Here is a 13,912-nt window from a genome sequence, read left to right as displayed (position 1 = left end):
GGACCCGTCCCGTGAGCTTCCGCAGAGGTGCGCTCGCCGCCACGATGACCGCCACCGCCCTCGTCCTCGCCGCCTGCGGCGGCAGCGGGGACGACACGGCCGCGCCCGAGCCCGAGGTCGCCGAGGCTCCCGAGTTCGAGGCCGGCACGACCATGGCGGAGCTGGCCGAGGCCGGCACCATCCGGGTCGGCACCAAGTTCGACCAGCCCGGCTTCGGCCTGGAGAACCTCGAGGGCGAGGTGGAGGGCTTCGACGTCGAGATCGCCAAGATCATCGCCGGGGGCCTCGGCATCGCACCGGAGGACATCGAGTGGGTGCAGACGCCGTCCGCGGTCCGCGAGGAGGTCCTCGAGGGCGACGAGGTCGACATGGTCGTCGCGACGTACACGATCAACGACACCCGCAAGGAGCGGATCTCCTTCGCCGGCCCGTACTACACGGCCGGCCAGCAGATCATGGTCGCCGCCGACAACGACGAGATCACCGGGCCGGAGTCGTTCACCGACAACCCCGACGCCACGGTGTGCTCGGTCACCGGCTCCACCCCGGCCGAGCAGATCACCGAGTACCTCGCCAGCCCTGACCAGCTGGTCCTCTTCGACGAGTACTCGCAGTGCGCCGACTCGCTGAGCAACGGCCAGGTCGACGCCGTCACCACCGACAACGTCATCCTGCTCGGGTTCGTGTCGGAGAGCGACGGCGAGTTCAAGCTCGTCGGCGAGCAGTTCACCGAGGAGCCCTACGGCATCGGCATCCCCAAGGGCGACGTCGCCTTCTGCGAGTTCATCCACGAGACGCTCCGGGAGAACGAGGACGCCTACACGGAGGCGTGGGAGGCCACCGCGGGCCAGGTCGAGGGCACCGAGACCCCCGAGCTGCCCGAGTTCGACGAGTGCGCCTGACCGTCTGATCGCTCCGCGGCCGGCCGGCCGGAACGCCGGCCGGCCGCGGGGCACCGTCCTGATCCGAGAGCGCCGGCGCCGAGAGAGAGCCAGTGAGTCCTGTCCTCGACAACATCGACCTGTTCGTCGACGGTTTCCTGACCTCCCTGGAGATCATCCTCTGGGCGCTGGCGGGGACGCTCCCGCTGGGGGTGCTGATCGCCGCCTGCCGGGTCTCCCCCATCCCGCCGCTGCGCGCCTTCGGCACGTTCTGGGTCACGACGTTCCGCAACACACCCTTGACCGTGGTGCTCGTCTTCTGCGCCTTCGGTCTCCCCGAACTCGGCATCAACCGGTCGTTCTTCTTCTTCGGCGTGCTCGGTCTGGTGCTCTACACGTCCGCGTTCGTCTGCGAGGCCGTGCGCTCGGGGATCAACTCCGTCCCCGCGGGCCAGGCGGAGGCCGCCCGCTCGATCGGGCTCAACTTCACCCAGGGGTTGCGCTACGTCGTGCTCCCCCAGGCGCTGCGGACCGTGGTCCCGCCGCTGGGCAGCGTCGTCATCGCCATGATGAAGAACTCGGCCGTCGTCGGCGCCTTCGGTGTGGGCGGTGACCTGTGGAGCACCGGGCAGCGGCTCACCAGCGCGCTCGGCTACGAGACCTTTCCCATCTTCGTCGGCGGGGTCGCCGTCGGCTACCTGATCATCACGCTCACCGCCGGTGCGCTGTTGCAGGTCCTCGAGCGGAGGGTGGCGATCGCCCGATGAGCCAGCAGCAGACCGTCCTCTACGACGCCCAGGGGCCGCGTGCCCGCCGGCGCACGTTGATCGGCACCGTCGTGGCGGTCATCGCCCTCCTGGGCCTGGCCTTCGTGGTCTACCGGCGGCTCGACGAGCGCGGCCAGTTCTCCATGGAGGAGTGGGGACCGCTCATCGATCCGGGCAACGACGCCTTCGACGCCGTCTGGCGCCTGATCGGCGAGGGCATCGTCAACACGCTCAAGGCCGCCACGGTGGCCATGGTGCTGTCGATCGTCCTCGGCACGCTGATCGCGGTGGCCCGGCTCTCGCTCGGCCGGGTCGGCCGGATCCCGCTGATCGGCCTGGTGGAGCTCTTCCGCGGCATCCCGGTCGTCGTGCTCGTGTACATCGGCGTCCGCGTGCTGCCCGACGTGGGCGTCGACCTGCGCGGCTTGCCCGGCGGGCAGGTCTTCTGGGGCCTGGTCATCGGGCTCACCGTCTACAACATGGTGATCTTCGCCGAGATCGTGCGGGCGGGTGTCGCCTCGCTGCCCAAGGGGCAGCGGGAAGCCGCGCTCGCGACCGGGCTCACGTCCTGGCAGACGATGCGCATCGTGCTGCTCCCGCAGGCGTTCCGGACCATGCTGCCGGCGATCATCAGCCAGCTCATCGTCGTGCTCAAGGACACCTCGCTGGTCACCTTCATCGCCAACTTCGACGAGCTGCTCAGCCAGGGCGAGAGCATCCAGCGCAACCTGGGGAACCCGATCCAGACGTTCTTCGTGATCGCGGTGCTCTACATCGCGATCAACTACGCACTGGGGCGGTTGGCCCAGTGGATCCAGGCCCGGCAGGCGAGGGGCGGTTCCGCCGTGAAGGCGACCGCCCGCGGAGACCTGGCACCGGTACGCGACGGCGCCTGACGACCGGCGCGGCTCGCCGCGCTGACCTGCACTTTCCCGTCCGACCCACTCGTCCCAGCCGGGCGCGCCGAACGGCTGACGGGCGGAACTGTCGGGACACTGGTCCTCACGATGGAGACGATGCACGCGGCGGGGCGCCGCAACCTGCCCCCGGTCCCCCGGACCTCGGCCGAGACGACCCCGCCCGCCGAGCAGGCGGCCGTCCCGACGGTCCTGGCCGCGGCCGCCCGGCTCGACGCCGGCCAGGAATTCGTGACCCGGCTCCGCGCCGCTGCCGCCGCGTTCGCGGACGCGGCCGGGGCCGAGAGCGCCGTCGTCCGGGAGGTCGTGCCGCCGGCCCGCCACCGGCGCTCGCGCTGCCGCGTGGTGTTCCGCTACCCGGACGGCACCGAGACCGACCTGACCTTCGTCGGTGAGCGGCGGCGGCCGGACGCTCCGGCGGCCGGCGCGCTGGACGGCGAGATCACCCGGTGGCTCGCCGACGGCCAGCGCCGGGACCCCGCCTGGCTGGTGGACGACGAGGAGGCTTCCGACGGGCTGGCCGTCGACGTGACCGCCTGGCTCGCCACGGGCTGAGCCGGGGCGACGGCGGAGACGCGACGAGGCGGCCCGGGCGATCCGGGCCGCCTCGTCGCGCACCGGGGTGAGGAGCCGCCGCTCAGGGCAGCGCACTCTCCTCGTCGAACTCCACGTCCGCGCCGTCGTCCTCCGCCGCGCCGACCTCGTCGAGGACCTCGCGCACCACGGCCGCCGCGAGGCCACCGTTGTACCCCTTGCGGGCCAGCATGCCCATCAGCCGCCGGGTGGCCGTCTGGCGGTCCAGCCGGCGCATGCCCGGCGCCCGGCGCTCCACCAGCCGCCGGGCCGCCTCCCGCTCGTCGTCGTCTCCGACGAGCTGCACCGCCTCCGCGGCGGTCTCCGGATCGACGCCCTTGGCCCGGAGCTCAGCGGACAGCGCCCGCCGGGCGAGCCCGCGGCCGGCCTGCCGGCTGCTGACCCAGGCCCGCGCGAAGGACGCGTCATCGATGAGCCCGACCTCGGTGAACCGGTCGAGCACGGCCTCGGCGGCGTCGTCCGGGATACCGCGCTTCGCGAGGAGGTCGGCCAGCTGCTGCCGGGTCTTGGGCGCACCGGTCAGCGCGCGGAGACAGATGTTCCGCGCCGCCTGCTCCGGGTCACCGAGGTCATCCTCCGGGGAACCGGGGGCGACGTCCGGGGTCAGGGGATCGTCGCCGCCCGGCGTCCGCGGGCGCCGGCCGGCCCGGGTCTCCCCGGGGCCGCGCCGGCGGTTCGGTGGCCGTTCGTCCACCGGCAGGTCAGAAGTCGGGGGCGTCGACCGGCGCCGGGGCGTCGAGCTTCGGGCCGATACCCAGCTTCTCCTTGACCTTCTTCTCGATCTCGTCGGCCAGGTCGGGGTTGTCCCGCAGGAAGTTGCGGACGTTCTCCTTGCCCTGGCCCAGCTGGTCGCCCTCGTAGGTGTACCAGGCGCCGGACTTCTTCACGATGCCCTGCTCGACACCGGCGTCGACGATGCCGCCCTCCCGACTGAAGCCCTGACCCCAGAGGATGTCGAGCTCGGCCTGCTTGAAGGGCGCGGCCACCTTGTTCTTGACGACCTTGATCCGCGTGCGGCTGCCGATCGCGTCGGTGCCCTGCTTGAGGGTCTCGATGCGGCGGACGTCGAGCCGGACGGAGGAGTAGAACTTCAGCGCGCGCCCACCGGTGGTGACCTCGGGCGAGCCGTAGACCACACCGACCTTCTCGCGCAGCTGGTTGATGAAGATCGCCGTCGTGCCGGAGTTGCTCAGCGCACCGGTGATCTTGCGCAGCGCCTGGCTCATCAGGCGGGCCTGCAGACCCACGTGGCTGTCACCCATCTCGCCCTCGATCTCGGCCCGGGGCACCAGGGCCGCCACCGAGTCGATGACGATGATGTCGAGCGCGCCGGAGCGGATCAGCATGTCGGCGATCTCGAGGGCCTGCTCACCGGTGTCGGGCTGGCTGACCAGGAGGGCGTCGGTGTCCACGCCGATGGCGCGGGCGTACTCCGGGTCGAGCGCGTGCTCGGCGTCGATGAAGGCCGCGATGCCGCCGTTGGCCTGGGCGTTGGCCACCGCGTGCAGGGCGACCGTGGTCTTACCGGAGGACTCCGGCCCGTAGACCTCGATGACCCGGCCGCGCGGCAGGCCGCCGATGCCCAGGGCGATGTCGAGGGCGATCGACCCGGTCGGGATGACCTTGATCGCCTGGGCGGTCTCGTCGCCCAGGCGCATGACCGAGCCCTTGCCGAACTGCTTGTCGATCTGGGCGAGGGCCATGTCGAGGGCCTTGTCGCGGTCGAGCGTTGCTGCCATGGTGCGTCACCTTCGGTTCGCGGGAAGCGGGTCGGGACCGACGCTAGGGCGAGGCACCGACAGTTTTCGGTTCGTGGGGCGGGCTGGGGAGGACCAGCCGGCCTGTGGACGCCACAGTAGGCCGAACAGGTGTTCGATCGCCAGGCCGACACGCCGGGCCGGCACCCGGTCGGCCTTCAGCGCTCCTTGACCGGCACGTCGAAGGCCTCGCAGACGGCCAGCCAGACCTTGCGCACGGGCAGGCCCGCCTCGATGGCGTCCACGGCGGTGCGCCCGCCGAGCTCCGAGAACACGTGGTCGCGCGCCACGCTCTGGGCGCGCATCGCCCCGAACTGACCGTCCAGACGGGACCAGAACTCCTGCAGCCGCACACCACGACGCTAACCCGTCGGCCCCCGGCCGCGCCGTTGCCGCCCTACCCTTGCGCGCATGATCCCGGGCACCGGCTCCGCGACGCTCGACACCGTCCTCGAGATCGCCATCGTGATCGCGCTCGTCGCGCTCGTCGTGCTGCTGATCAGGAACTACCGCGGGCGCTGACCCGCGCCCCCAGCCACACCGCGACCAGCGGGAGCACCAGCGCCGCGGAGACGCCGGACACCAGGCCGAAGCCGCCCCAGGCCAGCAGCGGGCCGCCGACCACGCCGGCCAGCGCGGCCCCGAGGCCCATGAGCATGTCCGTGCCGCCCTGCGCGGTCGGCCGCAGGTCCGGCCCCACCGACCCGGTGACGAGCGCGGACCCCGCGATCAGCCCGCACGACCAGCCCAGACCCAGCAGCAGCAGCCCGGCACCGAGCTGCACCGAGTCCTCGGGGGCCGCCGTCCCCGACACCGCCGCCGCGGCCAGCAGGAGCGCGGCGCCCAGGGCGACGACCGACGGCGCACCGACGCGGTCGGCGAGCATCCCGACCAGCGGGGAGAACAGGTACATCCCGGCGACGTGCACGCTGATGACCAGGCCGACCAGGCGCAGGACCGCCCCCTCGGGGCCGCCGGCATGGCCCATGTGCACCGGCGTCATCACCATGACGCCGACCATCACGGAGTGGGCGACGACGACCGAGGTCAGCCCGAGCCGCCCGGCCGGGGTCGCCCACACCGCGCGCAGGGCGGTGCCGGTGGCCTGCCGCGGGCGGGGCCCGCCGGCGCCGCCGCCCAGCGACCGGGCCAGCAGCAGCGGGTCGGGCCGCAGCAGCAGGAGGAACCCCGCCGCCACCACGGCGAAGACGACCGCCGACACCACGAAGACGCCGCCGAGGGCGGGCAGCCCCAGCGCCTCGCCGAGCTCGGCACCGGGCGCGGCCAGGTTCGGGCCGACGACGGAGCCGACCGTCGTGGCCCACACGACCAGCGAGAGCGACCGGCCGCGGTGCTCGGCCTCCGCGAGGTCGGCAGCGGCGTACCGGGACTGCAGACCGCATGCGGTGGCGGCGCCGAAGAGGAACAGCCCGCAGAGCAGCACCAGCAGGGACGACGCCGCCGCGGCGACGACGGTCAGCACGGCGCCGACCACGCTGAGGCCGTAGCCGACGGCCAGCCCCGCCCGCCGGCCGGCGCCGTCGCTGATCCGGGCCAGCGGTACCGCCAGGACCGCCGCGCCGAGGACACCGGCGGTCTGCCCGAGCCCGGCCGCGGAGTCGGTGCCGGCGACATCGCGGGCCAGCAGCCCGCCGGCGGTGATGCCGACGGTGACGCCGAGCCCCGCCAGCGCCACGCCGCCGCTGAGGACGCCCAGCGTGCGGCGCTGCACGCGGGCGACGTCGACCGTGACCTCCGGCTGCTGCAGCGGTCCCACGTGCGCTCCCGTCTCCCCGGGCAGGTGCTCCCCGCCCGCCGGCGCCCCCGCCGACCAGCGAAGTGTCGTACACGGCGGGGACACTGAGCGCGTGCCCGCCCGCCCGACTTCCGGCCCCTCCGCGGGGCCCGGCGCCCTGGCCCGCTTCTCCGAGCCGACGCGCGCCTGGTTCACCGGCGCCTTCGAGCAGCCGACGGAGGCGCAGGAGGGTGCGTGGCAGGCGATCAGCAGCGGCGAGCACGCCCTGGTCGTGGCACCGACCGGCTCGGGCAAGACGCTCGCGGCCTTCCTGTGGTCGCTCGACCGGCTGGCCGCCGCCCCGCCGGCCGACGAGCGGACCCGGTGCCGGGTGCTGTACGTCTCGCCGCTGAAGGCGCTGGCCGTCGACGTCGAGCGCAACCTGCGCGCGCCGCTGGCCGGCATCGGCCAGGCCGCCGCACGGCTGGGCCTGCCCCGGCCGGAGATCAAGGTCGGCATCCGCTCGGGCGACACCCCGGCCGACGAGCGGCGCACCTTCGCCCGCCGCCCGCCGGACATCCTGATCACCACCCCCGAGTCGCTGTTCCTGCTGCTCACCAGCCAGGCGCGGGAGGCGCTCCGGGGCGTGGACACCGTGATCGTCGACGAGGTGCACGCCGTCACCGACTCCAAGCGCGGCGCGCACCTCGCCGTCTCCCTCGACCGGCTGGACGAGCTGCTCGAGCGGCCGGCGCAGCGGATCGGGCTGTCGGCCACCGTGCGGCCGATCGAGGAGGTCGCCACCTTCCTGGCCGGCGGGCGCCCGGTGCAGGTCGTCTCCCCCGGCTCGACGAAGCGGTGGGACCTCTCGGTCGTCGTCCCGGTCGAGGACATGAGCGAGCTCGGCCAGCCCACCGGGGAGCTGGAGGGCTCGGCGGCCGGCCACCAGCCGCGCAACTCCATCTGGCCCGCGGTCGAGGAACGGGTGCTCGACCTGGTCCAGGCGCACCGCAGCACCATCGTCTTCGCCAACTCCCGCCGGCTCGCCGAGCGGCTGACCAGCCGGCTCAACGAGCTCGCCTACGAGCGGCAGACCGGCGAACCGGTGCCGCCGGGCACCAACGCCGCGGCGCTCATGGCGCAGGCCGGCTCCGGCGGCGGGCTGCCGGAGGCTTTCCGACCCGTCGCGGCGGCCCACCACGGCTCGGTCTCCCGCGAGCAGCGGGCCATCGTGGAGGAGGCGCTGAAGTCCGGCCGGCTGCCCGCAGTCGTCGCCACCTCCAGCCTCGAGCTGGGCATCGACATGGGCGCGGTCGACCTGGTCGTCCAGGTCGAGGCGCCCCCCACGGTCGCCAGCGGCCTGCAGCGCGTCGGCCGGGCCGGCCACCAGGTCGGTGCGGTCAGCCGCGGGGTGCTGTTCCCGAAGTACCGCGGCGACCTCGTGCAGTGTGCGCTGGTCGCCGAGCGGATGCAGGCCGGCGCGATCGAGTCCATCCGCTACCTGCGCAACCCCCTGGACGTGCTCGCCCAGCAGATCGTCGCGATCGTCTCCGAGCGGCCGCGCACCGTCGACGAGGTCGGGGCGCTGGTGCGCCGGTCCGCGGCGTTCGCCTCGCTGCCGGAGCCGGCGCTGCACGCCGTCCTCGACATGCTGGCCGGGCGCTACCCGTCCGACGCGTTCGCCGAGCTGCGCCCGCGGCTCACCTGGGACCGCGTCACCGACACCCTCACGGCGCGCGCCGGCGCCCAGCGGCTGGCGGTCACCAGCGGCGGCACCATCCCCGACCGCGGGCTGTTCGGCGTCTTCCTCGTCGGCGGCGAGGGCACCGGCGGCCGCCGGGTCGGTGAGCTGGACGAGGAGATGGTCTACGAGTCGCGGACCGGCGACGTGTTCCTCCTGGGCTCCTCCTCCTGGCGGATCGAGGAGATCACCCACGACCGCGTGCTGGTCACCCCCGCGCCCGGCCAGCCCGGCAAGATGCCGTTCTGGCACGGTGACGCCCCCGGCCGGCCGCTGGAGCTCGGGCGGGCGCTCGGCGCGTTCCTGCGCGAGGTCGGCTCGGCGACCCCGGAGGCCGGCCTGGAGCGGGCGCGCGCCGCCGGCCTGGACGAGTGGGGCGCGGCCAACCTGGCCGCCTACCTCGCCGAGCAGAAGGCGGCCACCGGCCACCTCCCCGACGACCGCACGCTGCTGGTGGAGCGCTTCCGCGACGAGCTGGGCGACTGGCGGCTGGTCGTCCACTCCCCGTTCGGCGCGCAGGTGAACGCCCCGTGGGCGCTCGTGCTGGCTGCCCGGCTGCGCGAGCGGTACGGCGTCGACGTGTCGTCCATGCACTCCGACGACGGCATCGTGCTGCGGCTGCCCGACACCACCGGCGAGCCGCCGGAGGGCGAGCTGGCCGTCCTCGACCCCGACGACGTCGAGCGCGAGGTCACCGCCGAGGTCGGCAGCTCGGCGCTGTTCGCCAGCCGGTTCCGCGAGTGCGCCGCCCGCGCGCTGCTCCTCCCCCGGCGCGACCCGAGGCGCCGCACACCGCTGTGGCAGCAGCGCCAGCGCGCCGCCCAGCTGCTCTCGGTCGCCAGCGAGTTCTCGTCCTTCCCCATCACCCTCGAAGCCGCCCGCGAGGTGCTCCAGGACGTCTACGACGTGCCCGGGCTGATCGAGCTGATGGCGGACGTGCGGGCCCGGCGGGTGCGGGTGGTGGACGTGCAGACCGAGACCGCCTCCCCCTTCGCCCAGTCGTTGCTGTTCGGCTACGTCGGCCAGTTCCTCTACGAGGGCGACGCCCCGCTGGCCGAGCGCCGGGCGCAGGCGCTCGCGCTCGACACCGGTCTGCTCGCCGAGCTGCTCGGCCGCTCCGAGCTGCGCGAGCTGCTCGACGGCGAGGCGATCGCCGAGATCGAGGCGGAGCTGCAGCGGCTCCCCCGGTCACGGCACCCGCGCGACGTCGACGGCGCCGGGGACCTGCTCCGGGTGGTCGGCGACCTCACCGCGGACGAAGCCGCGCGCCGCGGGGTGCCGCAGGAGTGGCTCGACGAACTCGTCGCCGCCCGGCGCGCGCTGGTGGTCCGCATCGCGGGCGAGGAGCGATACGTCGCCATCGAGGACGCCGGCCGGCTCCGCGACGCCCTGGGCACCGCACTGCCCGTCGGGGTGCCCGAGGTCTTCACCGAGCCCGTCGCCGACCCGCTGGGCGACCTGGTCGGCCGCTACGCCCGCACCCACGGACCCTTCCAGCCGGCCGAGGCGGCCGCGCGGCTGGGCCTCGGCGTCGCCGTGGTGACCGCGACGGTCCAGCGGCTCACCGGCACCGGCCGGCTGGTCTCCGGCGAGTTCCGCCCCGGCGGCACCGGCCAGGAGTGGTGCGACGCCGACGTGCTGCGGTCCATCCGCCGGCGCAGCCTCGCCAAGCTGCGCCAGGAGGTCGAGCCGGTGCCCACCGGCACGCTCGCCCGTTTCACCCCGTCCTGGCAGGCGGTCGGCAGCCGGCTGCGCGGGGCCGACGGCGTGCTGGCGGTCGTCGAGCAGCTCGCCGGGGCGCTGGTGCCGGCCAGCGCCCTGGAGTCGCTGGTGCTTCCGGCCCGGGTGCGCGACTACTCGCCCGCCATGCTGGACGAGCTGACCAGCGCCGGTGAGGTGCTGTGGGCCGGGGCCGGCGGCCTGCCTGGCGGCGACGGCTGGCTCAGCCTGGTGCCCGCCGACCTCGCGCCGCTGCTGCTGCCCGAGCAGCTCGAGGTGCCCGGGGAGGGTCAGCCGGTGCTGGACCTGCTCGCCGGTGGCCAGGCGCTGTTCTTCCGCGGCCTCTCCGACGCCCTCGGCGCCACCGACGACGCCGCCCTGGCCGACCTGGTCTGGGACCTGGTGTGGGCCGGCGCCCTGACCAACGACACCCTGGCCCCGCTGCGCACCCGGCTGGCAGGCGGCGGCACCCACAAGCGGGCGGCCTCCGCCCCGCGGGTCACCCGTACCCGGTACGGGCGGCCGCGGCTGAGCCGCGCCGCCCTGCCCACCCGCAGCGGGCCGCCCACGGTGGCCGGGCGCTGGTCGCGGCTGCCCGACCGCGAGGCCAACGCCACCCGGCGCACCACCGCGCGCGCCGAGGCGCTGCTGGAGCGGCACGGCGTCCTCACCCGTGGCGCGGTCATGGCGGAGCAGGTGGCCGGGGGGTTCTCCGCGGTCTACCCGGTGCTGCGGGCGTTCGAGGAGAACGGCCGGGCCCGCCGCGGCTACTTCGTGGAGACCCTCGGCGCGGCCCAGTTCGGCACCCCCGGCTCGGTGGACCGGCTGCGCAGCTTCGCCTCGCCCGACCGGGTGCCGGCGGGCGCCGTCGTGCTGGCCGCCACCGACCCGGCCAACGTCTACGGCGCCGCCCTGCCGTGGCCGGAGCGGCCCGGGAGCGAGGAGGCGGCCGTCGACATCGGCGAGGGCGCCGGCGCCGGCCGGAAGAGCGGGCACCGGGCCGGGCGCAAGGCGGGCGCGCTGGTCGTCCTCGTCGACGGCGACCTCGTGCTGTACGTCGAGCGCGGCGGCAAGACGCTGCTGTCGTGGACCGAGGAGGAGCAGGTGCTCAAGGAGGCGGCGACAGCGCTGTCCGGGGCGGTCTCGGCCGGAGCCCTCGGCCGCATGGTCGTGCAGAAGGCCGACGGCGCCTCGGTGCACGAGTCGACGCCGCTCAGCGGCGCGCTCCAGGCGGCCGGCTTCGCCGCGACCCCGCGCGGCCTGCGCCTGCGCGGCTGAGCCGCCGCACCAGGGTCAGCGGCGGCGGGAGCCCTGCAACCAGGGGGCGCACCAGCGGCTCAGCCGCGGCATGAGCAGGCGCAGCGCGGTGACGACGTAGACCGCGGACAGCAGCAGCCGCAGCGGCCACGGCCAGCCCTCGACCAGCGGCAGGGCGAGCACCTGGAAGCTCGAGGTGAACGCGAGCACGACGAGGACCGTGAGCAGCCAGCTGCGCCAGGCCGGCCCCGGCCGCGGCGGAACGGCGAAGAAGCTTTCCAGCCCCACCGCCCGCGCGACCCGCTCGTCCTCGACCATCCCCGGCAACCGGGCCAGGAACGCCTGCCGCTCCGGCGAGCGCTCCCACGCGGCCAGCGAGTCGGCGTCGGCGAAGCGGTAGACCAGGTGGTACTCGGAACTGCCCTCGCCCGGGTGCAGCAGCGACGCGCCCAGGTTGCCCGAGAAGTTCGCTGCCTCGGCCAGCACTGCGCGGGCCGCCCGCTCGAACGCCGCCCGCCGGTCCGGTCGCACCACGCGGGCGACGGTGACGGTGACCGGCTGGTGGTCGGGGGCGGTGGGTGCGCTCCCGAGCCGGGTGCGCAGTCGCAGGGGCACGCTCACGGCAGGGAGCAGCACGCGGCGCGACCTGCCGCTTCCCGGTTGTCGGGCCTCTCACACCCAGGGGGCGGGTCCGTGCGCTGCCGGGGATCATGGTCGGCGTGCCCGAGGGAGACACCGTCTGGCTGGCGGCGAAGCGGATGAACACCGCGCTCGCCGGCAGCACGCTGCGCCGCGGCGAGTTCCGGCTCCCCCAGCTGGCCGCCCTCGACCTCGCCGGCGCGGCCGTCACCGAGGTCGTCCCCCGCGGCAAGCACCTGCTGATCCGGCTCGCCGACGGTCGCACGCTGCGCACCCACTTCCGGATGGACGGCAGCTGGCACATCTACCGGCCGGGCGCCCGCTGGCGGGGTGGACCCGGCTACGACGTCCGCGTCGTCCTGGCCACCGACGAGTGGGAGTGCGTCGGCTACCGGCTGCACGACGTCGACATCGTGCCGACGGCCGAGGAGGACCGGCTCGTCGGCCACCTCGGCCCCGACATCCTGTCCCCCGACTGGAGCCTCGACGAGGCGCTGCGCCGCATCCGCGCCCGGCCCGACGAGCAGGTCGGCGTCGCGATCCTCGACCAGCGCAACGTGGCCGGCATCGGCAACCTCTACAAGGTCGAGTCGCTGTTCCTGCTGGGCCTGCACCCGTGGGCACGCGTGGCCGACGTGGACGCCCGGCTGGCGCCCCTGCTGGAGCGGGCCCAGCGGCTCATGCGGGCAAACCTCGAGCACCCCGAGCAGAGCACCACCGGTGACCTGCGCCGCGGCCACGACCACTGGGTCTACGGGCGGAAGGGCAAGCCCTGCCGCCGCTGCGGCACGCCGATCCTCATGGGCGACCAGGGGCCGCACCTGCAGGAGCGGGTCACCTACTGGTGCCCGCACTGCCAGGCGGCGGACTCCGCCATCTCGCCGACGGCGCGCACCGGCGAACCGGGGAGGCCCCGGCCGGTCGCCACCCCCGGCTGAGACGCCGTCCGCCCCGCCGCCCGCACGGGGCCGCGGGGCCGGACGTGGCCGGTCGGGTCAGGCCGGGTCGGGCCGCTCCGCGGGCTGTGCCTGGGGCTGCGTGGCCTGCTCCGGTGCCGGCGTCCCCTGCTCGATGGCGCCCGCGGCACTGCTGCCCTCGACGGCCGGCGTGCCGCCGCCCATCGACGCGCGGATCTGGTCCAGCCGCGAGGCACCGGCCACGTCGAGGGTGGCCTTCTGCACCTCGAGCATGCGCCCCTCGACCGACGACTGCGCCAGCTCGGCCTGGCCGAGCGCGTTGGCGTAGCGGGCCTCGATCTTGTCCCGGACCTCGGACAGGCTCGGGGTGTTGCCCGGCGCGGAGAGCTCGTTGACCTGCTTCATGGAGGCGGCGACGTGCTCCTGCATCTTCGCCTGCTCCAGCTGGCTCATCAGCTTGGTGCGCTCGGCCAGCGTCGTCTGCAGCCGCATGCGGGACTGCTCGACCGCGCCGCGCGCCTGCTCGGCGGCCTGCAGCGCCTCGTCGTGGCTGCGCTTGAGGTCCTCCATCGACTGCTCGGCAGCCACCAGCTGGGTGGCGAACGCCTGCGCGGCCTGCTCGTACTCGGCCGCCTTCGCCGCATCTCCCTTGGCCCGCGTCTGGTCGGCCAGCACCAGCGCCTGGCGGGCGGAGGCCTGCAGCTTCTCGACCTCGCTCAGCTGCCGGTTCAGCCGCATCTCCAGCTGCCGCTGGTTGCCCAGCACCGCGGCGGCCTGGTTCGCCAGCGACTGGTGCCGCTGCTGCTCGGCCTCGATCGCCTGCGCGATCTGGATCTTCGGGTCGGCCCGCTGGTCGATCTGGGCGTTGGCCGAAGCGGTGAGGTACTTCCACAGCTTCACGAACGGGTTGGGCATGGGGTCCTCCTGCTCCGGCGGTTGCCGGCCCGGCGATGCTCGTCACCCAGCATCGTCCCAGGTGATCACCGTC

General features: G+C 74.6%; 12 protein-coding genes. 6 read left to right on the top strand and 6 right to left on the bottom strand.

Annotated features, from left to right (window positions below; all coding sequences use genetic code 11):
• Positions 1–11: 11 nt before the first annotated feature.
• The 4 genes from E9565_RS00155 to E9565_RS00140 all read left to right on the top strand — a co-directional run bounded on the left by E9565_RS00155 (position 12) and on the right by E9565_RS00140 (position 3,120).
• A complete protein-coding gene (locus E9565_RS00155; RefSeq protein ID WP_236826170.1) occupies positions 12–902 on the top strand; it encodes a glutamate ABC transporter substrate-binding protein in 891 nt (296 codons plus the stop codon).
• Between the two features lie 92 nt (positions 903–994).
• On the top strand, positions 995–1,648 hold the full coding sequence (locus E9565_RS00150) for an amino acid ABC transporter permease (RefSeq protein WP_236826171.1): 654 nt from the start codon (positions 995–997) through the stop codon (positions 1,646–1,648).
• Complete coding sequence (locus tag E9565_RS00145) at positions 1,645–2,544, top strand: amino acid ABC transporter permease (protein ID WP_236826172.1); 900 nt, start codon at positions 1,645–1,647, stop codon at positions 2,542–2,544. Before E9565_RS00150 ends, E9565_RS00145 begins: the two co-directional genes overlap by 4 nt.
• A gap of 111 nt (positions 2,545–2,655) precedes the next feature.
• Positions 2,656–3,120 carry a hypothetical protein gene (locus E9565_RS00140; protein ID WP_236826173.1) on the top strand — a complete coding sequence of 155 codons (465 nt, stop codon included), beginning with the start codon at positions 2,656–2,658 and terminating at the stop codon, positions 3,118–3,120.
• 82 nt (positions 3,121–3,202) lie between these two features.
• On the opposite strand, the gene E9565_RS00135 is transcribed toward E9565_RS00140, so the two are convergent.
• From E9565_RS00135 to E9565_RS00120, 4 genes are all read right to left on the bottom strand, one after another.
• Entirely contained in the window at positions 3,203–3,853 is a 651-nt protein-coding gene (locus E9565_RS00135; protein ID WP_236826174.1) for a regulatory protein RecX, read from the bottom strand.
• Positions 3,854–3,860: 7 nt separating this feature from the next.
• Positions 3,861–4,898 carry a recombinase RecA gene (recA, locus tag E9565_RS00130; protein ID WP_236826175.1) on the bottom strand — a complete coding sequence of 346 codons (1,038 nt, stop codon included), beginning with the start codon at positions 4,896–4,898 and terminating at the stop codon, positions 3,861–3,863.
• 176 nt (positions 4,899–5,074) lie between these two features.
• Positions 5,075–5,269 (bottom strand): DUF3046 domain-containing protein, encoded by a 195-nt coding sequence (locus E9565_RS00125; protein WP_236826176.1) that lies wholly within the window; start codon positions 5,267–5,269, stop codon positions 5,075–5,077.
• Positions 5,270–5,415: 146 nt separating this feature from the next.
• Positions 5,416–6,693: an MFS transporter gene (locus tag E9565_RS00120; protein ID WP_236826179.1), complete on the bottom strand. Its 1,278-nt coding sequence runs from the start codon at positions 6,691–6,693 to the stop codon at positions 5,416–5,418.
• Between the two features lie 91 nt (positions 6,694–6,784).
• Here E9565_RS00120 and E9565_RS00115 point away from each other — a divergent pair, with 91 nt between their 5' ends.
• Positions 6,785–11,389, top strand: a complete 4,605-nt coding sequence (locus E9565_RS00115) for an ATP-dependent helicase (RefSeq protein ID WP_236833725.1) — start codon at positions 6,785–6,787, stop codon at positions 11,387–11,389.
• 15 nt (positions 11,390–11,404) lie between these two features.
• On the opposite strand, the gene E9565_RS00110 is transcribed toward E9565_RS00115, so the two are convergent.
• Positions 11,405–11,989, bottom strand: coding sequence for an antibiotic biosynthesis monooxygenase (locus E9565_RS00110; RefSeq protein ID WP_236827894.1), 585 nt, complete (start codon positions 11,987–11,989; stop codon positions 11,405–11,407).
• Positions 11,990–12,087: 98 nt separating this feature from the next.
• Between E9565_RS00110 and E9565_RS00105 the strand changes: the two genes are divergently transcribed.
• On the top strand, positions 12,088–12,945 hold the full coding sequence (locus E9565_RS00105) for a DNA-formamidopyrimidine glycosylase family protein (RefSeq protein WP_236827893.1): 858 nt from the start codon (positions 12,088–12,090) through the stop codon (positions 12,943–12,945).
• 57 nt (positions 12,946–13,002) lie between these two features.
• On the opposite strand, the gene E9565_RS00100 is transcribed toward E9565_RS00105, so the two are convergent.
• Positions 13,003–13,839, bottom strand: coding sequence for a PspA/IM30 family protein (locus E9565_RS00100; protein ID WP_236827892.1), 837 nt, complete (start codon positions 13,837–13,839; stop codon positions 13,003–13,005).
• Positions 13,840–13,912: the final 73 nt, after the last annotated feature.

This window comes from Blastococcus sp. KM273129 (assembly GCF_021698995.1).
In the GTDB taxonomy this organism is placed as follows: Bacteria; Actinomycetota; Actinomycetes; order Mycobacteriales; family Geodermatophilaceae; genus Blastococcus.
This window is presented reverse-complemented; position numbering and strand designations above follow the sequence as displayed.

Coding starts and splice junctions, on each gene's coding strand:
- E9565_RS00145 (WP_236826172.1), top strand. CDS start 1,645: ATGAGCCAGCAGCAGACCGTCCTCTACGACGCCCAGGGGCCGCGTGCC.
- E9565_RS00140 (WP_236826173.1), top strand. CDS start 2,656: ATGGAGACGATGCACGCGGCGGGGCGCCGCAACCTGCCCCCGGTCCCC.
- E9565_RS00100 (WP_236827892.1), bottom strand. CDS start 13,839: ATGCCCAACCCGTTCGTGAAGCTGTGGAAGTACCTCACCGCTTCGGCC.
- recA (WP_236826175.1), bottom strand. CDS start 4,898: ATGGCAGCAACGCTCGACCGCGACAAGGCCCTCGACATGGCCCTCGCC.